Annotated in this window: 23 protein-coding genes; 14 read left to right on the top strand and 9 right to left on the bottom strand. The window is 67.6% G+C overall.

Annotation, left to right across the window (positions count from 1 at the left end; translation table 11 throughout):
- Positions 1-124 precede the first annotated feature (124 nt).
- On the top strand, positions 125-1,504 hold the full coding sequence (locus L978_RS00860) for an inorganic phosphate transporter (protein WP_047519354.1): 1,380 nt from the start codon (positions 125-127) through the stop codon (positions 1,502-1,504).
- The gene (locus L978_RS00855) at positions 1,501-1,836 is read left to right on the top strand and encodes a hypothetical protein (protein ID WP_047519352.1); all 336 of its coding nucleotides are present in this window, start codon (positions 1,501-1,503) and stop codon (positions 1,834-1,836) included. The genes L978_RS00860 and L978_RS00855 overlap by 4 nt, the downstream gene beginning before the upstream one ends.
- A gap of 21 nt (positions 1,837-1,857) precedes the next feature.
- Here L978_RS00855 and L978_RS00850 read toward each other — a convergent pair whose 3' ends face one another.
- Entirely contained in the window at positions 1,858-2,424 is a 567-nt protein-coding gene (locus L978_RS00850; protein ID WP_047519350.1) for a TetR/AcrR family transcriptional regulator, read from the bottom strand.
- 59 nt (positions 2,425-2,483) lie between these two features.
- Here L978_RS00850 and L978_RS00845 point away from each other — a divergent pair, with 59 nt between their 5' ends.
- Together L978_RS00845 and L978_RS00840 are read left to right on the top strand one after the other, a co-directional pair.
- Entirely contained in the window at positions 2,484-3,404 is a 921-nt protein-coding gene (locus L978_RS00845) for a phosphodiesterase (RefSeq protein ID WP_047519348.1), read from the top strand.
- A gap of 61 nt (positions 3,405-3,465) precedes the next feature.
- Positions 3,466-4,926: an aspartate ammonia-lyase gene (locus L978_RS00840; protein WP_047519347.1), complete on the top strand. Its 1,461-nt coding sequence runs from the start codon at positions 3,466-3,468 to the stop codon at positions 4,924-4,926.
- A gap of 64 nt (positions 4,927-4,990) precedes the next feature.
- Here L978_RS00840 and L978_RS00835 read toward each other — a convergent pair whose 3' ends face one another.
- A complete protein-coding gene (locus tag L978_RS00835; RefSeq protein ID WP_047519345.1) occupies positions 4,991-5,860 on the bottom strand; it encodes a fumarylacetoacetate hydrolase family protein in 870 nt (289 codons plus the stop codon).
- An 89-nt stretch (positions 5,861-5,949) separates the two neighbouring features.
- Between L978_RS00835 and L978_RS00830 the strand changes: the two genes are divergently transcribed.
- From L978_RS00830 to L978_RS00820, 3 genes are all read left to right on the top strand, one after another.
- Positions 5,950-7,191, top strand: a complete 1,242-nt coding sequence (locus L978_RS00830; protein WP_047519343.1) for a PrsW family intramembrane metalloprotease — start codon at positions 5,950-5,952, stop codon at positions 7,189-7,191.
- 211 nt (positions 7,192-7,402) lie between these two features.
- Positions 7,403-7,768 carry an FKBP-type peptidyl-prolyl cis-trans isomerase gene (locus L978_RS00825; RefSeq protein WP_047519341.1) on the top strand — a complete coding sequence of 122 codons (366 nt, stop codon included), beginning with the start codon at positions 7,403-7,405 and terminating at the stop codon, positions 7,766-7,768.
- Between the two features lie 184 nt (positions 7,769-7,952).
- Complete coding sequence (locus L978_RS00820) at positions 7,953-8,507, top strand: YceI family protein (RefSeq protein ID WP_047519339.1); 555 nt, start codon at positions 7,953-7,955, stop codon at positions 8,505-8,507.
- 34 nt (positions 8,508-8,541) lie between these two features.
- Here the strand turns inward: L978_RS00820 and L978_RS00815 are convergent, their stop codons facing one another.
- Positions 8,542-9,834 carry an MFS transporter gene (locus L978_RS00815; RefSeq protein WP_047519338.1) on the bottom strand — a complete coding sequence of 431 codons (1,293 nt, stop codon included), beginning with the start codon at positions 9,832-9,834 and terminating at the stop codon, positions 8,542-8,544.
- A 184-nt stretch (positions 9,835-10,018) separates the two neighbouring features.
- Between L978_RS00815 and rpsO the strand changes: the two genes are divergently transcribed.
- Entirely contained in the window at positions 10,019-10,288 is a 270-nt protein-coding gene (gene rpsO, locus L978_RS00810; protein ID WP_017203073.1) for a 30S ribosomal protein S15, read from the top strand.
- A gap of 128 nt (positions 10,289-10,416) precedes the next feature.
- Here rpsO and L978_RS00805 read toward each other — a convergent pair whose 3' ends face one another.
- Positions 10,417-11,421: an isopenicillin N synthase family dioxygenase gene (locus tag L978_RS00805; protein WP_047519334.1), complete on the bottom strand. Its 1,005-nt coding sequence runs from the start codon at positions 11,419-11,421 to the stop codon at positions 10,417-10,419.
- Positions 11,422-11,587: 166 nt separating this feature from the next.
- Here L978_RS00805 and efeU point away from each other — a divergent pair, with 166 nt between their 5' ends.
- Genes efeU through efeB form a run of 3 tightly spaced genes read left to right on the top strand, consistent with a single transcriptional unit; the run spans position 11,588 to position 15,110 of the window.
- Positions 11,588-12,538: an iron uptake transporter permease EfeU gene (gene efeU, locus L978_RS00800; protein ID WP_047519333.1), complete on the top strand. Its 951-nt coding sequence runs from the start codon at positions 11,588-11,590 to the stop codon at positions 12,536-12,538.
- Positions 12,535-13,767 carry an iron uptake system protein EfeO gene (gene efeO / locus L978_RS00795; protein ID WP_047519331.1) on the top strand — a complete coding sequence of 411 codons (1,233 nt, stop codon included), beginning with the start codon at positions 12,535-12,537 and terminating at the stop codon, positions 13,765-13,767. The genes efeU and efeO overlap by 4 nt, the downstream gene beginning before the upstream one ends.
- Positions 13,768-13,796: 29 nt before the next feature.
- Positions 13,797-15,110 carry an iron uptake transporter deferrochelatase/peroxidase subunit gene (gene efeB / locus L978_RS00790; RefSeq protein WP_442921779.1) on the top strand — a complete coding sequence of 438 codons (1,314 nt, stop codon included), beginning with the start codon at positions 13,797-13,799 and terminating at the stop codon, positions 15,108-15,110.
- A gap of 2 nt (positions 15,111-15,112) precedes the next feature.
- Here the strand turns inward: efeB and L978_RS00785 are convergent, their stop codons facing one another.
- Together L978_RS00785 and L978_RS00780 are read right to left on the bottom strand one after the other, a co-directional pair.
- A complete protein-coding gene (locus L978_RS00785) occupies positions 15,113-15,985 on the bottom strand; it encodes a serine hydrolase domain-containing protein (protein WP_052193234.1) in 873 nt (290 codons plus the stop codon).
- An 11-nt stretch (positions 15,986-15,996) separates the two neighbouring features.
- A complete protein-coding gene (locus L978_RS00780; protein ID WP_052193233.1) occupies positions 15,997-17,136 on the bottom strand; it encodes an acyltransferase family protein in 1,140 nt (379 codons plus the stop codon).
- Positions 17,137-17,247: 111 nt separating this feature from the next.
- Between L978_RS00780 and L978_RS00775 the strand changes: the two genes are divergently transcribed.
- Positions 17,248-18,474, top strand: coding sequence for an LLM class flavin-dependent oxidoreductase (locus L978_RS00775; RefSeq protein WP_047519329.1), 1,227 nt, complete (start codon positions 17,248-17,250; stop codon positions 18,472-18,474).
- 1 nt (position 18,475) lies between these two features.
- Positions 18,476-19,120 carry an FMN reductase gene (locus tag L978_RS00770; protein ID WP_047519327.1) on the top strand — a complete coding sequence of 215 codons (645 nt, stop codon included), beginning with the start codon at positions 18,476-18,478 and terminating at the stop codon, positions 19,118-19,120.
- A 33-nt stretch (positions 19,121-19,153) separates the two neighbouring features.
- Here L978_RS00770 and L978_RS00765 read toward each other — a convergent pair whose 3' ends face one another.
- Together L978_RS00765 and L978_RS00760 are read right to left on the bottom strand one after the other, a co-directional pair.
- Positions 19,154-19,849 (bottom strand): response regulator, encoded by a 696-nt coding sequence (locus L978_RS00765; protein WP_047519325.1) that lies wholly within the window; start codon positions 19,847-19,849, stop codon positions 19,154-19,156.
- On the bottom strand, positions 19,846-21,132 hold the full coding sequence (locus tag L978_RS00760; RefSeq protein ID WP_047519324.1) for an ATP-binding protein: 1,287 nt from the start codon (positions 21,130-21,132) through the stop codon (positions 19,846-19,848). Before L978_RS00760 ends, L978_RS00765 begins: the two co-directional genes overlap by 4 nt.
- 143 nt (positions 21,133-21,275) lie before the next feature.
- Between L978_RS00760 and L978_RS00755 the strand changes: the two genes are divergently transcribed.
- Positions 21,276-22,715 (top strand): cation:dicarboxylate symporter family transporter, encoded by a 1,440-nt coding sequence (locus L978_RS00755; protein WP_047519322.1) that lies wholly within the window; start codon positions 21,276-21,278, stop codon positions 22,713-22,715.
- A gap of 52 nt (positions 22,716-22,767) precedes the next feature.
- On the opposite strand, the gene L978_RS18860 is transcribed toward L978_RS00755, so the two are convergent.
- Complete coding sequence (locus tag L978_RS18860; protein ID WP_165875365.1) at positions 22,768-22,944, bottom strand: DUF5302 domain-containing protein; 177 nt, start codon at positions 22,942-22,944, stop codon at positions 22,768-22,770.
- Positions 22,945-22,953: the final 9 nt, after the last annotated feature.

Here is a 22,953-nt window from a genome sequence, read left to right as displayed (position 1 = left end):
GCGCGGGGGAGGGTGGGAGGATTTACCGGGGCCGGTTAACGGAAGTCAAACCCACGGTGAACTCTTCGTTCAGCACGTCGATATCGTCGACAACTCCTTCTTCCTCAACGACCGAAAGCGAACGGTGGAAACCGCAGCCCTCATCGTCGTGCTCGTCATCGCGCTAGCACTCTTCTTCGACTTCACCAACGGTTTTCACGACACCGCGAATGCCATGGCGACGCCGATCGCCACCGGCGCGCTGAAGCCCAAGACCGCCGTCCTCCTCGCCGCCGTCCTGAACCTCATCGGGGCGTTCCTGTCCACCGAGGTCTCGAAGACCATCTCCGGCGGCATCATCCGGGAGGACGCGATCCTCTCCGCGGGGGCTGACCTCTTCCTCTCGCTGATCTTCGCCGGCCTGATCGGCGCGATCACGTGGAACATGCTCACCTGGCTCCTCGGACTGCCCTCGAGCTCGTCCCATGCGCTCTTCGGCGGGCTCATCGGTGCGACGATCGTCGGCGCGGGCGTGGGGGGCATCGACTTCGGCATGGTGCTCTCGAAGATCGTGCTTCCGGCGCTGATCGCACCCGTCACCGCCGGCCTGATCGCTTTCGCCGCGACGAAGATCGCGTACTCGATCACCCGTCGCTACGACGGAAAGCCGGATGGCCGTGACGGGTTCCGGTGGGGGCAGATCTTCACGTCCTCCCTGGTCGCGCTCGCACACGGCACCAACGACGCGCAGAAGACCATGGGCGTCATCACTCTCGCGATGATCACGATCGGCTGGCAGTCGGGGGCGCATCACGAGCCGGAGCTCTGGGTGATCGTCGCGTGTGCCTTCACGATCGCGCTCGGCACGTACCTGGGCGGTTGGCGCATCATCCGCACGCTCGGCAAGGGGCTCACCGATGTGAAACCCGCGCAGGGATTCGCCGCCGAGAGCTCGACCGCGGCCACCATCCTCGCCTCCAGCGCACTCGGCTTCGCGCTCTCCACGACCCAGGTCGCCTCGGGCTCCGTGATCGGCTCCGGACTCGGACGCCGCGGCTCCACGGTCCGCTGGCGGACCGCCGGTCGGATCGGCGTGGGCTGGATCCTCACGCTGCCCGCAGCGGGTGGTGTCGGCGCGCTGGCCGCGCTCCTGGTGGTCTGGCTCGGCAACTGGGGGGTCGCGATCGACGCGGTCCTCGCACTCGCGATCATCCTCGGGCTCTTCATGCGCTCGCGCCGTAACGCCGTGACACCCGCGAACGCCATGAGCGACGTCGCTGAGTCGGGACGCGCGGTCGAGCTCCCCGACACGCCACCGCCCACGCGACGCCAGCAGCGCATCGCCGAGGCGAAGGCGGAGGCGAAGGCTCGTGCGGAAGCGCGCGACAAGGCGAAGGCGCAGGCCAAGAAGGATGCGGCTGACAAGGCCAAGAAGAAGGCTCAGGCGAAGTCCGACGGCAAGGCAGCGAAGACCGGGGCCGTGTCGAAGAGTGCGGATGCGGCGCGGAAGGAGGAGTCCGAATGAACATCGTGATCGACTGGCTCGCGTTCCTCCAGGTGTTCCTGGCGGCGCTGATCGGTGCGGCTGCGATCGTCACCTTCTACGCGCTTGGCCTCCGTCTGCTGGTGCGCAGCGGGCGTGCTCCGGTCGTGAGCCCCGCGGAGTTCACCGACGCGATCACCGTGATCACCGAGAAGGAGCTCCGTCGCGCCGAGAAGCAGGCGGCGAAGGCGGCGAAGAAGAGCCCGCTCACCGAGGGGCAGAAGACGACGGCTCTCGTCGGCGCCTATGCGTGCTTCGCGCTCTGCGCTGCGGCTGTCGTCGCCGGCATCCTCATGCTCGTCATCGGACACTGATCCGCACGGCGCACCCTCGGATCACCGCAGCAGACCCTCCACCAGGTCATCGATGATGTCATCGGTCGGTGACTCCGGGTCGATCGGTGTGGTCAGCCGGTCGAGCAGGAGCCCGTCGATCGCGTAGTGGAACAGCGCGATCTCGCGCCGTCCCCCCGGGAGGCCCGCCCTCGTATTGAAGGCGACGTCCTCCTCGAGCCCTGCGCGTTGCCAGGCGCCGAGCACCGCGGCCACTTCGGGGCGGCGGCTGCTCTCGAGCCGCAGTTCGAAGAGCGCGAGCGTCACTTCCCGGTCATCGGTGAGTCGGCGGACGATGTCGCGCACGTAGTCGGCGAACAGCGCGCGGCCCGGTTCGCCCGCGGAACGGCGCTCCAGCTCCTCCGGTGTGGGGGAGAGGCGCTCACCGATGCGTTCGACCAGTCCGGCCACCAGCGCATCGCGGCTGCGGAAGTAGTTCGACGTGGTGCCGGTCGGCACGCCGGCCGCAGCATCGACGGAACGGTGGGTCAGCCCACGGGAGCCCTCGCGAGCGAGCACGGTGAGCCCCGCATCCGCGATCGCCTGTCTTCTGCCTTCGTTCCGCGCCACCACCGCATCCTATCTGATCACTACACCTGCAGTACTGACCAGACGCCTAGGCTGAGGGCATGTCCGCAGCAATCGGTGACGCGTACACCTTCGGCCGGCACGCTCCGGCGTCGCATGTCCTGATCCACGTCAGCGATCCGCACTTCCTCGCCGGGGGAGCATCGCTGGGCGGGCGGTATGACGTCGAGGCGAACTTCGCGCGCACGCTGGAGGCGATCCGTGCGGTGCACCCGCACCCGACGGCGATCGTCGTGACCGGGGATCTCGCCGATCTGGGGGAGCCGGACGCCTATCGTCGTCTGCGCGCGTCCGTCGAACCGGTTGCCGAGGAGCTCGGCGCGCCGATCGTCTGGGTGGCGGGAAACCATGATGAGCGTCCTGCCCTGCGCGCAGGACTCCTGGACCTCGAGCCGACCGAAGAGCCCGTCACCGGGGTCTGGGACCTCGGCGGGCTGCGTCTCGTCGCCCTCGACACCAGCGTCCCCGGCTGGCACCACGGCGATCTCGATGCCGGTCAACTGTCCTGGCTCGCGGATCAGCTCGCCCAGCCTGCGCCGCACGGCACGTTGCTCGCGATGCATCATCCGCCGCTCCCGAGCCATCTGCCGCTCTTCGACATCCTGGAACTGCGCCATCAGGACGAACTCGCCGACGTCATCCGCGGCAGCGATGTCCGTGGCATCCTGGCCGGACATCTGCACTATTCGTCACACGGGATGTTCGCCGGGGTTCCGGTGAGCGTCGCGTCGGCCACCTGCTACACGATGAACGTGGCACGTCCGGCGGCCGAGGTGAACGGCATGGACGCCGCGCAGGCATTCCAGATGGTCCACGTGTATCCCGACACGATCACCCACACCGTCGTCCCGGTGACCGACGCGGTGACCGGCGACTACTTCTCGGAGGCCTGGGTGGAGCGGATGTCGAAGCTCTCACCGGAAGGGCGACTCGAGGCCTTCTCCCGCAAACCCGGGCGCTGAGCGGCGTAGACTGGGCACATCCCCCACTCTTCTCACCCGCCACGACCCACGAGGATGTGACATGGCTTCTGCCGCGCCTACCCTGACCCGCACCGAGACCGATTCGCTCGGGAGCATGGAGATTCCCGTCGACGCGTACTGGGGGATCCACACCGCCCGCGCCGACGCGAATTTCCCGATCACGAAGCGGCCGATCTCGGTATACCCCGATCTCGTGGTCGGCCTGGCGATGGTCAAGCAGGCGAGCGCCCGCGCGAATCGTGAGATCGGGGTGCTCGACGCCGAGCGTGCCGACCTGATCGATCGTGCTGCGCAGCGTGTGATCGACGGCGAGTTCCACGAGCAGTTCACGGTGGGCGTCATCCAGGGCGGTGCCGGTACGTCGACCAACATGAACGCGAACGAGGTCATCACCAACATCGCGCTCGAACTCGCCGGCCGGGAGAAGGGCGACTACGCGTTCCTCTCGCCGATCGACCACACGAATCGCAGCCAGTCCACCAACGACGTCTACCCGACGGCCGTGAAGATCGGTCTTTCGCTGACGCTGCGGTCCCTGCTCGAGGAGCTGGATCTGCTCCGACTGTCCTTCCTGGGCAAGTCGCGGGAGTTCCACGACGTCCTGAAAGTCGGTCGTACCCAGCTGCAGGATGCCGTGCCGATGACGCTCGGGCAGGAGTTCAACGGCTTCGCCACGACGCTCGGCTACGACCACACCCGCCTGACCGAGAACGCGTCGCTGATGTTCGAGATCAACATGGGGGCGACCGCGATCGGCACCGGCATCACGACGCATCGGGGCTACGCCCCTGCCGTGCTGAAGCACCTGCGGGAGATCACCGGGCTCGACCTGCGCACCGCGGGAGACCTCGTCGAGGCCACCAGTGACACCGGTTCGTTCATGTCGTTCTCCTCGACGCTCAAGCGCAACGCGATGAAGCTCTCGAAGATCTGCAACGACCTGCGTCTCCTGTCGTCGGGACCGCAGGCCGGGCTGGGGGAGATCAACCTTCCCGCGATGCAGGCGGGGTCCAGCATCATGCCGGGCAAGGTGAACCCCGTGATCCCGGAGGTCGTGAACCAGGTGGCCTTCGCCGTCGCGGGTGCCGACATGACGGTCACGATGGCGGCAGAGGCCGGGCAGCTGCAGCTGAACGCCTTCGAGCCGGTGATCGCGCACTCGATCTTCCAGTCCATCACCTGGATGCGCCAGGCGATGTGGACCCTGCGTGTCAACTGCGTCGACGGCATCACCGCGAACCGCGACCGCCTCGGGGCGATGGTCGGGGCGTCGGTCGGCGTCATCACCGCGCTGACGCCGTTCATCGGCTACGCAGCCGCAGCGGCGCTCGCGAAGACCGCGCTGCTGACAAATCGGAATGTCGCCGATCTCGTCGTCGAGGCGGGCTTGATGTCGCGTGACGAGGTCGTCAAGCAGCTGTCGCCGGCACGCCTGTCGGGACTGGAGACGGTCACCGCTGCGATCCCGGTCGTCGCGCCGGAGGATCTGATCGAGATCTGACAGCGCGGGAACGCACGAGGGGACGGACGCCACGGCGTCCGTCCCCTCGTGCGTTCGATCCGTTTCAGTCCGTGATGCGGCAGTGGGTCGTGAGTTCGCCGATGCCGTCGATGCCCACGGTCACGGTCGAGTGATCGCGGAGAAAGATCTGCGGGTCGCGTGAGTACCCGGCGCCTCCGGGGCTGCCCGTCGAGATGAGGGTGCCGGGCAGCAGCGTGAGGGACTGCGACAGGTGGGCGATCAGCTTCGCGACGGAGCGCACCATCTGTCCGGTGCTCGCGTCCTGCACGGTGTGCCCGTCCACGACGGTCCAGATGTGGAGGTCCTGCGGATCGGGGATCTCGTCCGCGGTCACCGCGAAGGGCCCGGTCGGTGTGAACCCGTCGAAGGACTTGCATCGGGACCACTGGGCCTCGGAGAACTGGATGTTCCGCGCGGTGATGTCGTTGACCACGGTGTAACCCCAGACGTGCGTGAGGGCGTCCTGCTCGCTGACGTCTTTCGCGGGGGTGCCGATGAGGACGCCGAGCTCTGCCTCGTAGTCCACGGCCTCGCTGAGGTCACGCGGCCAGGAGGTCGTCTGATCGTGGCCGGTGAGCGAGTTCGGCCACAGGGTGAACACGGTGGGCGCGGCGTCGGTCTTCAGGCCGAGCTCGCTCGAGTGGGCGGCATAGTTCAGCCCCACGGCGAGGACGGCCGGGGGTGCGAGCACCGCGGAATCGAACGACCAGTCACCGAGCGGATGACGGACGGCGGCACCTGCGGCCAGCGCCACGCGCAGAGCCTCGAGAAGGGCATCCCCACCTTCGATGAGCTGCTGCAGCGTAGCAGGGGCGTCGGTCAGGAGATCAGAGACGAGGATGGCGTCCGAGTCCTGGACCACGGCGAGAACCGCGCGAGGGGAGTCAGGACGGCGCAGATGAGCGAACCGCATGCTCCTACGCTACCGGGTGGCGGCCGGTCCGCGGATGGAGGACACAGCCATACCGAGGCCGTCCCTCTTGTGCCCCTTAGGCTTTGGCTATGAGTTTCGGAGGACCACCCCCGCCGCAGCAACCGTCGCCGTACACGCCTCCGCCGGCCACGGGAGCGTTTCGGCAGTCGGGCTACGCGTCGGCGCTCGCCCAGCCGACGCCGTACACGCCGCCGGCCCCGGTCGCACCCTCGCCCGCGGAGTCGCTTCCGGCGCTGCCGGTACCGACGCGCAAGGGGCGGACGATCTCGCTGTGGTTGTTCGGCTTCCTGGGCTTCCTGCTCCTGGCTCTGATCGGCTACTTCGGCTGGGCGCTGGGCGCATTCGCCTCGGTGGTCGGCCTGGTCCTCGCGCTGATCCCTCTGACCATCGTGTTCCTCGGTGTGCGCATGATCGACCGCTGGGAGCCCGAACCCAAGCGACTGATCTTCTTCGCGATCGCCTGGGGAGCCGTGGCGGCGGTCGGGCTCACGCTTCTCGTCGATGTCGGCCTGACGATCCTGATCGGTCCCACCTCCGAAGCCTTCACCGCGGTGGTGCAGGCACCGATCGTCGAGGAGTTCTGGAAGGGAGTCGGCGTCTTCCTGATCTTCCTTCTGGCCCGCCGGGCATTCGACGGTCCGGTCGACGGCGTCGTGTACGGGGCGCTCGTGGGAGCCGGTTTCGCTTTCACCGAGAACATCCAGTACTTCGCGATCAGCCTGATCGAGGGTGGTGGCGAGCAGCTGACCGTGACGTTCGCGGTGCGCGCCATCCTCTCGCCCTTCGCGCACGCGATGTTCACGGCCGTCACGGGTTTCGCGATCGGCCTCGTGGCGCGTCGACACGGCTCGGCGGGCTCGGCGCTGGGCGCCGGACTGCTGGGAGGGCTCGGGGCCGTGCTGCTGCACGGACTGTGGAACGGCTCAGCGACGTTCGCCGACTTCTTCGGTCTCTACTTCACACTCCAGGTGCCGCTCTTCATCGGCTTCATCCTCGGGATCATCGCGCTGCGCCGCGAGGAGGCGCGCCTCACCCGGGCCCGCCTCGCCGAGTATGCGAGCGCGGGGTGGTTCACCCCGGAAGAGGTCACGATGCTCGCCACGTCGAGCGGTCGCAAGGCTGGCCTCGCCTGGGCACGCGGACTCCGAGGCGACCGGAGGCCACTCATGCGCGAATTCATCAAGGACGCGACGGCACTGGCCGCTGTCCGCCAGCGTGCGATCACCGGGCGCGATCCCCTCGCGGTGGATGACGAGCGCGCCTTGCTGATCCGCACGCGCGCAGCCAGGGCGGCGTTGCTGGCGTACTGAGTCGGGCGCTGACGGAGCCCGTGGCAAGACTCAGCGCCCGGTGCTGCGGCGATGCCTGCGAGTCTCCCGGGCGCTGAGTTGATCTGTAAACAGGGTGCACCGGCTCTCGCCGAGTGTCAAGAGGGTTTTGTGTCGACGCCTGGTCTCGCTGTTCGCTGTGAGCAAGTGCGATCGCGTTGACCTCGTCCACGATGCTCGGTTTGATGGAAGCATGACTGATCGCACAAAGCCAGAGTTCGACGCTCCCACCGGTCCCGCTCCTGCGGAACTCGTCATCCGCGACATCATCGAAGGAGACGGCGCGGAGGCCAAGCGCGGCGACACCGTGACCGTCCACTACGCCGGTGTCGAGTACGAGTCCGGTGAAGAGTTCGACTCCTCCTGGGGTCGTGGTGAGACCATCCAGTTCCCTCTCGCCGCGCTCGTCCAGGGGTGGCAGGAAGGAATCCCCGGCATGAAGGTCGGCGGTCGTCGAGAGCTCATCGTCCCTCCGCACCTCGCCTACGGTCCGGCCGGTGGCGGACACTTCCTCTCGGGGAAGACGTTGATCTTCATCATCGATCTGATCGCGGTCTGACCCCGTCGACGTTCCTGCGAGACGCTCCTCTTCGTCTGAAGAGGAGCGTCTCGTGCTGTGCGGGCACGAGATCATCTTCATTCGTGGGAATACATTCGAGTGAATGCAAGTTGTCACGAGGGTCGCGTCACTGCGGCCCCTGTCCGACGCCGCAACCGCGGCCGATGTCTCCGAAGGAGAAACCATGACCAGCATCGACATTCCCGGCTACCGTCCCGGCACCTGGGTGCTCGACCCTTCGCACAGCGAGGTGACGTTCAGCGTCCGCCACATGATGATCTCCAAGGTGAGGGGCACGTTCGGCGTCAAGAACGCGACGCTGATCGCTCCCGAGAACCCGCTCGAGGCCAAGGTCGAGGCGACTGTCGACGTGACCTCCGTCGACACGAATGACGAGGGCCGCGACGCACACCTCCGTTCGGCAGACTTCTTCGACACCGAGAACTTCCCGACCATGGAGTTCGTCTCCACGGGGACCCGCGTCAAGGGTGACGAGCTCGTCGTCGATGGCGACCTCACGATCCGCGGCGTCACCAAGCCGGTCAGCTTCGAGCTCGACTTCGGTGGCTTCGGCACCGACCCGTACGGCAACTACAAGGCGGGTGCCTCTGCGAAGGCCGTGATCAACCGCGAGGACTTCGGCCTCACCTGGAACGCGGCACTCGAGACCGGCGGCGTGCTCGTGGGCAAGGACATCACGATCAACCTGGACCTTCAGGGCGCCCTGCAGCAGGACTGATCGCGCTGCGCGCAGCATCCAGGACCCCGGGCCCTCAGGGCTCGGGGTCTTCTGCGTCGTAGTCGAGGAAACGCCGATTCCGGCGGGAGAGCATCGCGACCAGGGCGATCACCAGGACGCCGCCCAACAGGGGAGGGAACCAGAGCGTCGTCAGGGTCGCGAGGGTTCCGGCGTAGAGGGCGCCCACCCGTGGTCCGCCGGCGACGACGACCACGAAGAGACCCTGCAGTCGGCCACGCATGGCGTCCGGGACGGCCGCCTGCATCATGGTGTTGCGGTAGATGGAGCTGACATTGTCCGATGCCCCGGAGAGGGCGAGTGCCGCGCAGGCGGCGATGATCAATCCGACGTTCGGTGCGTCCTCCGACGCGGAATCCGAGAGGGCTCCGATCAGCAGCACCAGACCGAACAGCAGGATCGATGCCCCGTATGCCTCGACCGCCCTCGCGATCCCGCGGCCGTGCCAGCGATATTGGACGACGCGTCCGGAGAAGAGGCTCGAGGCGAAGGTGCCGACGGCGACGGCCGCGGTCAGGATTCCGGTGGTGATGGCGCCTCCACCGAGGAGGACCGTGCCCAGCGCCGGGAAGAGCACGAGGGGCTGACCGAAGGTCATGGCGATGATGTCGATGATGTACTGCATCCGGATGTTGCCGGCCCTGCGGAGGAATCGCCACCCGTCGACGAGGGATGCCAAGCCTGGTCGCACGACATCCCCTTCCGGGCGCAGCACCGGGAGGGTCCACAGCCCGAGGAACATCGAGAGCATGAGCACGACGTCGATCGTGTAGGTCCAGCCGTAGCCGGTGAGCGCCACCAGGAGCCCGGCGAGTGCGGGACCTGCCATCACGGTGAGCCCGAACGCGACGCCGTTCAATGCGGATGCCGCGGCGAGCTGCGTGCGGGGGATGAGCCGAGGGACGATGGCTGTGCGGGTGGCCATCCCGACGGAGTTCGCCGCCGAGTTGATCATGCTCAACGCATAGAGCCACCAGATGGTCTCACTGCCCGTCCAGGTGAGGGCGGCGAGGAGCGCGGTCGAGACGAACGTGATCGTGGCCGCGATCAGTGCCACCCGCCGCCGGTCGAATGCGTCCGCGAGCATCCCGCCGTACAGTCCGGCGAGGATCATCGGCACGAGTCCGGCGACCGCGATCATCGACACCGCGAAGGTGCTCCCGGTCAGTACGAACACGTGCAGCATCACCGTGACGATCGTCAGCTGCCCGCCGATACCGGCCAGGGTCGAACCGATCCACATCCGCGCGAAGGCGGGACTGGTCTTCAGCGGGGTGAGGTCGATCAGATGACCGCGGCGCGCGCTCACCGGTGGATCTTCTTCTGCACCGTTCGAGCCTAGTTGCACCGGGGTGCGCGGTATCCGCCCGTGTCACACGGGGGAGCGCTCGGCTGGTAGACTCTTCAGGTTGCCGTTCGATCGGCCGCGGATAAAGAGAGCCCACGTATCAGGCGTCGGGCGCCGCGCAACAAGCAGAGAGGGGATCGAATCTATGGCACTGGAAGCAGACGTCAAGAAGGCGATCATCGAAGAGTACGCGACGCACCCCGGTGACACCGGATCCCCCGAGGTGCAGGCGGCGATGCTGACGCAGCGCATCAAGGACCTCACCGAGCACCTGAAGGAGCACAAGCACGACCACCACTCGCGTCGTGGCCTCTTCCTGCTCGTGGGTCAGCGCCGTCGTCTGCTCGGCTACCTCCAGAGCGTCGACATCGAGCGCTACCGCTCGCTGATCGCGCGCCTGGGTCTTCGCCGATAAGGCAGATTCCGCCAGCGTTCAATCGCGCAGAACATTCTTGAGAAGGCCGCCCCACGGTGTGGGGCGGCCTTCGTCATGTGTGGTGGGTCACGCAGCCGCGGAGGCAGGCGACAGATGGGCGCTCCCGCTCAGACTCGCGCGCCGACGAGGTCGGCATGGTGGATCGCTGCGACGTCCGGGTGGGCGCGCAGGCGTGACTTCAGCGCGTTCTCGCCGTAGAGCGCGTGAATCGGGTTGTCCGGGTCGTCCGTCACCCCGTTCGCCTCGGCCGCGAGTTCCGCAGGGAGCTCGATCAACGGCAGACGCTTGTCGAGCGCGGGGTTGAAGAAGAACGGGATCGAGATGCGGTCATCCGGTGCCTGCGGAGAGACGACCCGATGGTTCGTCGCCTTGAGGTATCCGCCGGTCGCATACTCGAGCAGCTCCCCGATGTTCACGACGAAGGCCCCGGGCACCGGGGGAGCGTCCACCCAGACGCCGTCGCGTTCGACCTGCAGTCCCCCCTTGCCGGGTTCGACCCACAGCAGCGTGAGCACACCGGAGTCCTTGTGCGCCCCGACACCCTGCTGCGGCTCCGGCTCATGGGTGCCCGGGTAGCGCACGATCTTGATGAGGGTCGACGGCTCCCCGAAGTGCTCGTCGAAGTACGTCTCGTCGGCACCGAGCGCCAGTGCCCAGGCGCGCAACAGTGTGCGCGAGACCTCCGAGAGGGCTTCGTGCCACTCAGCCACGACCTCCTCCAACTCCGGTTGTGCAGCCGGCCAGAGGTTCGGCCCGATCAGGCGGTTGAACGCGGGGCCGTCGTCCAGAGGCTCGCGCTCGGGCCCGATGTCGATCTGCTCACGCCAATCGACCTCGCCCCGGGTGCGCTCGCCGCCGATGCGGGTGTAGCCACGGAAGTGCGGACTGTTCACGTTCTCGATCGCGAGCTTGTCCTCCTCGGGGAGGGCGAAGAAGTCGCGCGCAGCTCGGTGCAGACGTGATTCCAGCTCCGGGGAGATGCCCGTGCCGGTGAGATAGAAGAAGCCGACATCGTGCGTCGCCGCCCGGAGGCTCTCGCAGAAGCGCGCCGCGGCCTCGGGGCCTTGATCGAGCTGGGACAGGTCGAGGATCGGGAGCGAGAGTTCAGACATGGACCGAGGGTACGTCGGCCGTCCAGGAGTGAGGGTGACTGTTGCGTCGCGTTACCGCGCACGTTCGTCCAGCCCGACGCATCCTGTTCCGATATCGCGTCGAGGAGATGCTAGAGTCCTGGAGGTAAGGGATGCCTTACCTCAGTCATCGCAAGAGAGTTCTCCCGTGCTCGCCACTTTTCTCATCGGCCTCCGTGAAGGTCTGGAAGCCGCGCTGGTCGTCGGCATCCTCGTCGCGTATCTCCGTCGCCTCGGCCGTCAGGATGCGCTCCCCAAGATGTGGGCCGGAGTGGGACTCGCGATCGCCCTCGCCCTCGGCATCGGCGCCGTGCTCACCTTCGGTGCCTACGAGCTCACGTTCGAGGCGCAGGAGCTGATCGGCGGCGGGCTCTCGCTCCTGGCCGTGGGCATGGTCACGTGGATGATCTTCTGGATGCAGCGCGCCGGACGCACGATGAAGGCGACGCTGGAGGGCGGTCTCGATCGTGCGCTCACCACCGGCGGGCTCTGGGCGCTGGTCGCGATCGGTTTCGTCTCCGTCGCGCGTGAAGGTATCGAGACGACTCTTCTGCTGTGGTCGATGGTGCAGGCATTCGGCGACGCCCCCTCCGCTCTGCTCGGTGCGCTGCTCGGCCTCGCCGCCGCCGTCATCGTCGGCTGGCTCATCTCCCGCGGAGCCGTGAAGCTCGACCTGCGCCGCTTCTTCGCGTGGACCGGTGGTTTCCTGGTCGTCGTCGCGGCCGGCGTGCTCGCTTACGCGCTGATGGATCTGCAGGAGGCGGGTGCCCTCCCCGGGCCGTTCACCGCCGCTGCACCGCTCGACCCCGTGACGGGCGCGGTCGCCGTCGGCGGAGCGGGGTTCCCGTTCGGCTGGGCCTTCGACGTGTCGTCCGTCATCGCGCCGAGTGGTCCGCTGGCCGCGGTGCTGCAGGCCACGGTCGGCTTCATGCCCGCGATGACGTGGGTCCAGGTCATCGCGTGGACCCTCTACATCCTCGTCGTCGGATCACTGTACGTGCGGGGCCTGCGGTCTCCGCGTGCGGCTCGGTCACACGACGCGCCGCTGCCCGAGTCCGGGCCGTCACCGACTTCTCTCACACAACAAGGAGCAGCATGACCACCTCTCACCGTGTCCTGGGGACCCTGGCGGCCGCGGGAGCCGCAGTGCTCGTCCTGAGCGGGTGCGTCGCGAAGAGCGACGTCGCCGCGGATGCCGCCTTCGCCGTATCCTCGACCGCTACCGACTGCGCCGTGTCGGCGGCCACGGCCAAGAGCGGGACGCTCACCTTCGACGTCAAGAACGACACCGATCAGGTCTCCGAGTTCTACCTCCTGGCCGAAGACGGTCTCCGCATCGTCGGCGAGGTCGAGAACATCGCCCCCGCGGCATCCCGCACCCTCACGGTCGTGGCGCAGCCGGGAGAGTACTTCACGCTCTGCAAGCCGGGCATGATCGGTGACGGAGTCGGCAAGGCCGCCTTCACCGTCACGGGCGATCGGGTGGCTGTCGAAGGACCCGACGCCGAGCAGAAGCAGCAGGCGGTCGACCTCTACGCCGCGTTCGTGAAGGACCAGGTCGGCCAGCTCGTCCCGGCCGTCGAGGAATTCGTCACCGCGTACGAATCCGGCGATGACGCCACTGCACGGGAGCTCTTCCCGCAGACCCGTGCGTTCTACGAGCGCATCGAACCGGTCGCCGAGGCACTGGGCGACCTCGACCCGCGCATCGATTACCGTGAGGTCGACGCCGTCGCCGAGGGGTTGGACTGGACAGGCTTCCACCGCATCGAGAAGGACTTGTGGGTGCCGGCGCAGGACGCCCTGAACGCCGACGGCGAGACGTCGGCCTGGCAGGACTGGGCGCCGTCGACGCCCCAGGAGCGCGCCGACTACGGTGACCTGCTTCTCGCCGACGTCCAGGAGCTGTACGAGTACGTGCACTCGGACGACTTCACGACGGCTCTCGATGACCAGGGCATCGGCGGGATCTCCAACGGCGCCATCGCGTTGCTCGACGAGGTCGCGACGGGAAAGATCTCCGGCGAGGAGGACTGGTGGTCCGGGACCGACCTCTACGACTTCGCGGCGAATGTCGAGGGGTCCAAGATGGCTTTCTCTCTCGTGAAGGACTTCGCCGTCGCGCAGGGCGAAGACGGGAAGGCGCTCGTCGGCGAGATCGAAGCGGGTTACGCGTCCCTCGATGATTCGCTCGCCGCACACGGTTCGCTGACGGACGGGTTCGTCGGATACTCCGCGTTGACGGAAGGCGACAAGCGGGAGTTCACCGATCTGATCAACGCCCTCGCCGAGCCGCTCTCGCAGCTCACCAGCACGGTTCTCGACTGATCAGCCGCGTGCCGAACCGACCGGATACCATCACGGACGTGAACGAACCTGAAGAGGGCGCTGCGCCCGACGAGGCGGCGACGCGCGATGCATCCGCCTCCGGTGGATTGAGCCGACGAGGGCTCCTCGGTCTGGCGATCGGCGGAAGTGTGGCGGGGCTCGCCGTCGGAGCGGGCGCCGGGCTCGCCGGAGGTGTGGCGCTGGGTCGCGCGCGAGCGGCGGAGGACGCGCACTCGGCGTACGGCTTCTTCGGCGAGCACCAGGCCGGCATCACCACCCCGGTGCAGGACCACCTCCACTTCGCGAGCTTCGACATGATGCCGCGCACGGACCGGGAGGACCTGATCTCGCTGCTGCAGGATTGGTCGTATGCGGCCTCGCGGATGGCGCAGGGCCTCGAGGTCAGCGCGACGGGTGCCGTCGGAGGGTCGGCCGAAGCGCCTCCGGACGACACGGGTGAGGCCCTGGGCCTTCCTGCCTCGGGACTCACCCTCACCTTCGGTTTCGGTCCGGGACTGTTCGAGAACGAGGAAGGCGACCGCTACGGCATCGCTGCGCAGCGGCCGTCGGGGCTCGAGCGCCTCCCGGCATTCCTCGGGGACGACCTCGACCCGCAGGCATCCCACGGAGATCTGTGCATCCAAGCATGTGCGGATGATCCGCAGGTGGCGGTGCACGCGATCCGCAACCTCAGCCGCATCGCGTTCGGACGCGCGCGCTTGCGCTGGTCGCAGCTGGGCTTCGGCAAGACGTCACGCACCACGACGACGCAGGCGACGCCGCGCAACCTGTTCGGTTTCAAAGACGGTACGGCGAACATCCTCGCCGATGATGCCGCCGCGCTCAGGGATCATGTCTGGGTCTCGACCCAGGATGAGCCCGCGTGGCTCGCCGGCGGTTCGTACCTCGTCGCCCGCAAGATCGCGATGCTGATCGAGACCTGGGACCGGGTGCGCCTGTCCGAGCAGGATGCGATCATCGGGCGGGACAAGGGGGAGGGGGCTCCTCTCTCCGGGGGTGACGAGTTCACCGCGCCCGACTTCCAGGGCACCGCGATCGATGAGAACAGTCACGTGAGCCTCGCGCATCCCGAGCACAACGACGGCGTCCGGATCCTTCGTCGTGGATACAACTACGTCGACGGCAACAACGATCTCGGACGACTCGACGCCGGGCTGTTCTTCCTCTCCTACCAGCGCGATCCGTCGCAGTTCGTCTCCCTGCAGCGGCGACTCTCGACCGATCGGATGAACGAGTACGTCCGGCACGTCGGTTCAGGGATCTGGGCGGTTCCCGCCGGGGTGAAGCCGGGGTCGTACATCGGAGCCGATCTCTTCGCCTGACCTCAGGGCGTCGGCAGGGCGTCCTCGAGGATCGCGACCACCGAGGCCGCCATCGCGTCGGCACCGGCATGGTCGTTCGCGCTGATCGTCACGACCGCGTCGTCGAGGAAGATCAGGAGCTGACCGTGCGCTCCGTGCAGCCGCCACGCAGGGCCGGGGCCGCCCCATCCCGCGAGCCCATAGCGGTCGTATCCGGGGTTCTCGCCGGCGACGACGGCATCCTCATGCATCGCGTCGATCCACTCCGGCGACACCAGCCGTCTGCCTCGCCACTTCCCGCGGTCTCGGATCAGCAGCCCGATGCGCGCCATCTCGTTCGTACGGAGGGGGAGACCGCCGCCGGCCTCGATGCGTCCGTTCGGGCAGCGTGCCCAGGCGACGTCGGTGATGCCGAGCGGAGCGAAGAGCCGCGCATCCAGATACTCGCCCACGTCGCCCACTCGCGCCGCGAGAGCCGTCATCGCGGTGTAGGTGCTCGCGTTGGAGTACTGGAAGACGCGCCCACGTGATGGGCGTCGGAGGAACTCGCGCGCCAGGTCGGGCCAATCCGTCATCAGGGTCTCCGACCAGGGGAGATCGATCCCGCTCGACATCGTCAGGAGATGGCGCAGCGTCACCTCGTCGACCCCGTCACCGTGCGCGAAGTCGGGAAGAGAGGCGACCACCGGTTCGTCGACGTCGACCAGCCCCTCGTCGGCGGCGAGGGCAGCGCCCAGGACGCAGACGCCCTTCGCGACGGAGTGCACGTCTTCCCGGACGTCGGCGGTCCACCGGTGCTCGGCCTCGGCGTCGCCGATGCGCACGTGCAGTCCGTGTGCGCCGAAGCCGGAGAGCGTGGCTGCCTCCACGATGCTGTCCCGCACGGTGTGCGCCACGCTCCTGGCCGTCACGAGGTCGGACCCGGACGCCGCGAACCGGTGGGATCGTTGCGACGCCCTTCCCGTCGAGTGAGCTCGGGGTCGGCGAAGAACCACCCCGGGCGCGGTTCGATCAGCGGGCGGAAGACCCAGCGCACCGGCCGGGTCGCGAGCAGAAGTGCGACGAGCACCGAGAGTGCGGTGACCAGCGGCAGCCAGAGCCAGGTGGGTTCGAGGTCTCGGAGGACGCCTGTCTCGCGGAACGGATAGAGCACGAAGGAGTGCAGCAGGTAGACGTACATCGTGTACTGACCGAAGGACGTCCACCAATACGAGCCGCGGGGGATCAGGAGGAAGAACGCCGCGCACAGCACGACGGCCAGCAGCATCAGGGCGATCCGGATCCCGCCCGCCCACCACTGGTCGCCGCCCAGATCGGAGTATGCGTCCTCATAGAACAGCCAGTGTCGAAGGTCGATGGCCTGCCAGAGGGGCAGCCAGTTCCAGGCCGCCCAGCCCGTTGCGGCGAGGACGGCGACCGCGGCAGCGCGGATCCACCACGGGCGGAAGTCGAGCAACCGCAGTCGATCGACGATGTCATGCTCGCGGAGCCACCAGCCGAGCGCGAAGAACGGGAGGAGTCCGAGCGTGCGGGACAGGGAGAAGGTGCTGTCGACGTTCGGGAGATAGCCCGAGCCGATCGAGATCAGGACGGTCCACAGCAACGGCCAGCGCAGCAGCGCGAGGTAGGGGAGGATCAGGCGGAAGATGCCGAGGGCGAGGAGGAACCAGAGCGTCCAGCTCGGCTTCGTGAAGTTGGGCGATGCCTCGCCTTCCACGGCCCACTTGGTGAGGGTCCAGAGCGTCTCGAAGATCACGTAGGGGAGGATGATGTCTGTGATCACCCGGGCCATCTGCGTCTTGGTGGGGGAGCCGGACTTGGAGAAGTACCCGGAGATGATCGCGAACGCCGGCATGTGGAACGCGTACAGCGCGAGATAGAGGGCGAACGCGATGTCGGAGTCGTAGGTGAGGCGTTGTATCGCGTGTCCGAGGACGACGAGCACGATGCACAAGTACCGTGCGTTGTCCCAGAACGGCACGCGCCGTCTTCGTCGCGGGATCGAACCTGTGGTGGGCCCTGTGAGGTCGGCGCCGGTACTGCTCATCGTCCGAGATTACAGCCCGGGAATAAAGTTGCTGTGAGCGCGTTGACACAGTTACATTCAAGTGAATAGAACTGGATGCGAGTCATCCGGTTCGGAGAACACGGAGCAATCATGAGCGAGCAGTCAGGCGCGCAGGCGATGCAGTTCGGCATCATGTCGGTCAGCGACATCACCCGCGACCCCCTCACCGGCATCACCCCCAGCGAGCAGGAGCGCATCAAGGCGACGACGGCCATCGCCGTCCACGCGGAAGAGGTCGGACTCGACGTCTTCGCCATCGGCGAGCACCACAATCCGCCGTTCTGGTCCTCCAGCCCCACGACCTTCCTGGCGGCACTGGCCGCGCAGACCGAGCGCCTCATCGTCTCCACGTCGACGACGCTCATCACCACGAACGACCCCGTGCGCATCGCCGAGGAGTACGCGATGCTCCAGCACGTGTCCGACGGCCGCATGGACCTCATGCTCGGCCGCGGCAACACCGGACCGGTGTATCCGTGGTTCGGGCAGGACATCCGTCAGGGACTCCCGCTCGCGATCGAGAACTACGCGCTGCTGCACAAGCTGTGGCGTGAGGACGTGGTCGACTGGGAGGGGAAGTTCCGCACTCCGTTGCAGGGCTTCACCTCGACGCCTCGTCCGCTCGACGGCATCCCGCCGTTCGTCTGGCACGGGTCCATCCGCACCCCGGAGATCGCGGAGCAGGCCGCCTACTACGGTGACGGCTTCTTCGCGAACAACATCTTCTGGCCGAAGGAGCACTACCAGCGCCTGATCGAGCTGTACCGGCAGCGCTTCGAGCACTACGGCCACGGGACCAGGGAGCAGGCCATCGTGGGTCTGGGCGGACAGGTGTTCATGGCTGCGAACTCGCAGGACGCGGTCAACCGGTTCCGTCCGTACTTCGACAACGCGCCGGTCTACGGCCACGGGCCGAGCATGGAGGACTTCACCGAGATGACTCCGCTGACCGTCGGCTCCCCGCAACAGGTCATCGACCGCTACGCCGCCATGCGGGAGCACTACGGCGACTACCAGCGACAGCTGTTCCTGATCGATCACGCGGGCCTGCCGCTGAAGACGGTGCTGGAGCAGCTCGACATCCTCGGCTCCGAGGTCGTGCCCGTGCTCCGCAAGGAACTCGCGAACGACCGTCCTGCCGCGGTACCCGACGCGCCGACCCACGCGGCACGCGTCAAGGCCGAGTTCGGGGACGGGCCGACCCGTCAGGCCCGTCCCGGCGCCAACCGCGGTGACAACCTGACCGGCGACTCGCCGTATCAGGACTCTCCCGCCCCCGCCGGCGCGGCATTCGGGCTCGGCCGGACGGAGGCGTGAGATGACCACGCGTCGTATCGCCGTCGTCTCCGCCGGCCTGTCGAACCCGTCCTCCACGCGGATGCTCGCCGACCGGCTCGCGACCGAGACCGTCAAGGCGCTCGCCGAGCAGGACATCCAGGCGAGTGTCGATGTCATCGAGCTTCGCGACTACGCACACGACATCACCAACAACATGCTCACCGGCTTCGCACCGCCTGCGCTCGAGACCGCGATCAACACCGTGGTCTCGGCCGACGCTCTCATCGCGGTGACGCCGATTTTCTCGACGAGCTACTCGGGGCTCTTCAAGTCGTTCATCGATGTGCTCGACCCGGATTCCCTCCGGGGCAAGCCCGTGCTGATCGGTGCGAACGCCGGCACGGCGCGACACTCTCTCGCGATCGACTACGCCATCCGGCCGCTCTTCGCCTACCTCCACGCCGATGCCGTCTCGACCGGGGTGTTCGCCGCGTCGAGCGACTGGGGTGGTTCCGGCGACGATGTGGCTCCGCTCGGCAAGCGTGTGGAGCGAGGAGCCAGAGAGCTCGCAGAGGCGATCATCCGTCGTGAGGAGACGACGGTCGAAGACCCGTACGACCCCGCCACGTACCTGGGCGAGGGGCGCTCGTTCGGGCACATGCTGGGCGGGCTGGCCGGCGAGTGAGCCGGATCACGACTCGCCCCTGACGGGTGACGGTCAGGCGGTCGGTCCGGTGCGCCGCCTCCAGTCGTACTCGGTCTCCGGGCGTCCGCGCGTCCCGTAGCGCGCCGCCCGCGTGAGCACGCCCTCCGCCACGAGGTGCTCGAGGTACCGACGCGCGGCGACCCGCGACATCCCGAGCCGTTCGGCGGCCTCCCGTGCCGACAGCGGGCCGGAGGTCCGCAACACGGCGCTGATCTTCTCGAGCGACGCGACGGACAGGCCCTTCGGCACGGCGACCGTGCCCGTGGCACGGCCAAGGAGGGCGTCGACCTCCGCCTGCGTCGCTTCGCCTGCGGTCGTCGTGGCCTGCTCCCGATGGGCGCGGTACCCGACCATCCGCTCCTGGAACACGGCGAACGGGAACGGCTTGATCAGGTAGTGATAGACGCCGAGGGCCGCCATCTGACGGACGGTCTCGGCGTCACGCACCCCGGTGATCGCGATGACGTCGGTGGCTTCCGCCCGAGCACGCAGCGTCCGCAGCACATCGATCCCCGACCCGTCCGGCATGGTGATGTCGAGCAGGACGAGGTCGAAGGCAGCGGCGCCGGGCCGATCGAGCACCGCGTTCAAGGCTGCGCGGGCGCTGCTGCACTCTCCGGCGACGATGAACCCGTCGAGGCGGGCCAGGTAGTCGCGGTGGAGTTCGAGCGTGAGGGCATCGTCGTCGACGAGCAGCGTGCGGATCATGGGCGTGACCTCCGCGGCCCGGTCGCTGCGGGCAGGACGACGCGGAACGTCGTCGGCCCGTCACTGATCGAGACTGTGCCGCCTGCTCCGGTGACCACGGACCGCACGAGTGCCAAGCCGACGCCGCGTCCCTGGGCGTCCGCGGGCTTGGTCGAGTAGCCCTGTTCGAAGATCCGGTCCTGCTGGGCTCGCGGGATACCCGGGCCGCTGTCGGAGACCTCGAGCACCACCTCACCTTCCTCCCCGGAGCGCAGGGACACCCGCACCCAGCGATCCTCGGACTCGGCGGCCGCATCCATCGCGTTGTCCACGAGGTTGCCGAGCACCGAGACGGCGTCGACCGGCGAGAGCGGGGTACGCGGAGTCTCCGGCTCGATGTGCACGCGCCAGTCGATGCCACGCTCTTTGGCCTGCGACGCTTTCCCGAGGAGCAGCGCACCGACGGCCGGGTCACCGTGACGCCGCGCCGTGACCTGATCGACGAGAGATTGACTCTGGCGAGACGTCTCGGTCAGGATCTCGATGGCTTCGGCGCTGCGCCCCAGCTCGAGCAGGGCGACGGCGGCATGCATCCGGTTCCCGTGTTCATGGGTCTGGGCGCGGAGGGCATCGCCGAGCGTACGGATCGACTCGTACGAAGAGACCGCATCTCGCAGCTGCCCCGGCGGAAGATCTCCCGTGATGCGCCGCGTCGCCCGCCGCGCGATCACGGCCCCGGCCGCGCCGAGTGCGATCAGCCCGGCGGTGATGCCGAGGGTGAGGGGCAGCCGGCGGATCAGGGTGTCGCTGATGGTCTCGGTCGTGACGCCGGCCGAGACCCACCCGATCACCTCTCCGTCTGCGGCGGTCACGGGCACGATCGTCCGCACGGACGGTCCGAGCGTGCCGGTGAAGACCTCTGTGAGGCTGCGGGCGGCGGTGGGGATCGTTCCGAGGTAGCGTTTGCCGATCTGTGCCGGATCGGGGTGCGTGATCCGGATGCCGTCGGGCGTCATGATCGTGATGAAGTCGAGGTCCGCGCGCGCGATCACGTCCAGCGTGTAGGGCTCGAGAACCTCGGTGGCTGCCTCGGCGTCTGTGCCGACGAGCCCGGCCACGACCACCGGCGAGACCGCCAGAGCCTCCGCGGTGGCAGCCGTGACCCGCTCCGCCTCGGTCCGGAGCGCCCGTTGGGTCTCCACGACGAGGAAACCGGCCACCAGCACGCCGATAACGACGGTCGCGCCGAGCAGCACGAAGAACACGCGAGAGGCGGTGCTGCGCCCGGGGGAGGTGCGCGTCATCGCGTGCCTCCGATCGTCGATGGTCCGTGCCGAGACCAATACGACCACAAATCGTGCTGCGCCGCGAAGTCGGCGACTCTGGGACCCGATCGGCGGCACCGCAGCCGCCACCGGACGACGACGTCGACGATCAAGGAGGACGCATGGCGCTCACGACAGGATTCGCACTCCCGAAGTTCAACTGGCGACGGGGGAAGCACGCGTGGGACAGGCATACGTGGCTCTACGTGTCCGTCCTGATCGCCGTGGTGCTCGGTGCCGTGGTGGGTCTGGTCTGGCCGGAGATCGGCCAGGGGTTCGAAGCTCTCGGCAAGGGCTTCGTCGCGCTGATCAAGATGATGATCGCGCCGATCATCTTCTGCACGATCGTCGTCGGGGTCGGCTCCATCGCCAAGGCCGCGACCGTGGGCAAGATCGGCGGGCTGGCACTGCTCTACTTCATGGTGATGTCGACGTTCGCACTCGCGATCGGACTGCTCGTGGGCAACATCATCCACCCCGGCGCCGGACTGGACATGGCCTCGGCGACCTACGACGCGGCCGACACGGAGGCGAAGACGACGCAGGAGTTCATCCTGGGCATCATCCCGACCACGTTCTTCTCGGCCTTCACCGGTGAGAGTGTGCTGCAGGTGCTGTTCATCGCGCTCCTCGTCGGATTCGCGCTGCAGGGGCTCGGTGAGCGCGGGGCGCCCATCATGGAGGCGGTCAAGCAACTCCAGAAGCTCGTGTTCCGCATTCTCGGGATGATCCTGTGGCTGGCGCCGATCGGGGCGTTCGGTGCGATCGCGGCGGTGGTGGGCAAGACCGGGATCGCAGCGATCTGGAGCCTGGGCATTTTGATGGGCGCGTTCTACATCACCTGCATCCTGTTCATCGTCGTGGTCTTGGGAGCGCTGCTCTGGACGGTGGCTCGGGTGAACATCTTCTCGCTCATGAAGTACCTGGGACGGGAGTACCTCCTGATCGTCGGTACCTCTTCCTCGGAGTCCGCGCTCCCGCGTCTGATCGCGAAGATGGAGTTCGTCGGCGTCTCCAAGCCGGTGGTCGGCATCACGGTTCCGACGGGATACTCGTTCAATCTCGACGGCACGGCGATCTACCTGACCATGGCATCGCTGTTCATCGCCACCGGGATGGGGCAGCCGATGTCGATCGGCGAGCAGATCGGACTGCTGGTGTTCATGATCATCGCGAGCAAGGGCGCAGCCGGGGTCACTGGCGCAGGGCTCGCGACGCTCGCCGGTGGTCTGCAGGCCTATCGTCCCGATCTCGTCGACGGCGTCGGGGTGATCGTCGGCATCGACCGCTTCATGTCCGAGGGTCGCGCCCTCACGAACTTCACCGGCAACGCCGTGGCTACGCTCCTGATCGGCACCTGGACGAAGCAGATCGACCGGGCGCGCGTGCGCCGGGTCCTCGGCGGCGAGCTGCCGTTCGACGAGTCGCTGCTCGATGGGGTGGACGCGCACGCGACATCGGGCGGGTCGCAAGGGGCCGATGTCCAGGACCTGCGCGAGGCGGTTCTCACGGAGATGGCGGCGAAGGAGGAGCGGGCTCGGATGCGGGCCGGAAGCGCCTGACCGAGAGAGAGGGATGCGGGAGTCCGAGGAACGGACTCCCGCATCCGCGCGGTCAACCGCTCTTGCGTCGGAACTCGCGCCGGGTCTGCGGGGCGTGCGCGCTGTGGACGGCGGAATCGCCGTCGAGGTGTGCCTCGCCCTGCCGCTGGTGCGCGTTCTTCTTCTCGAGCGCTTCCTTGAACTTGCGCTTCATCTCCTCAGACGAGGAGGCGCCTTCTTCGGTGCTCATGACCTGAGC

Origin of the sequence: Microbacterium sp. ZOR0019 (genome assembly GCF_000800925.1) — a bacterium.
In the GTDB taxonomy this organism is placed as follows: domain Bacteria; phylum Actinomycetota; class Actinomycetes; order Actinomycetales; family Microbacteriaceae; genus Microbacterium; species Microbacterium aurugineum.
This window is presented reverse-complemented; position numbering and strand designations above follow the sequence as displayed.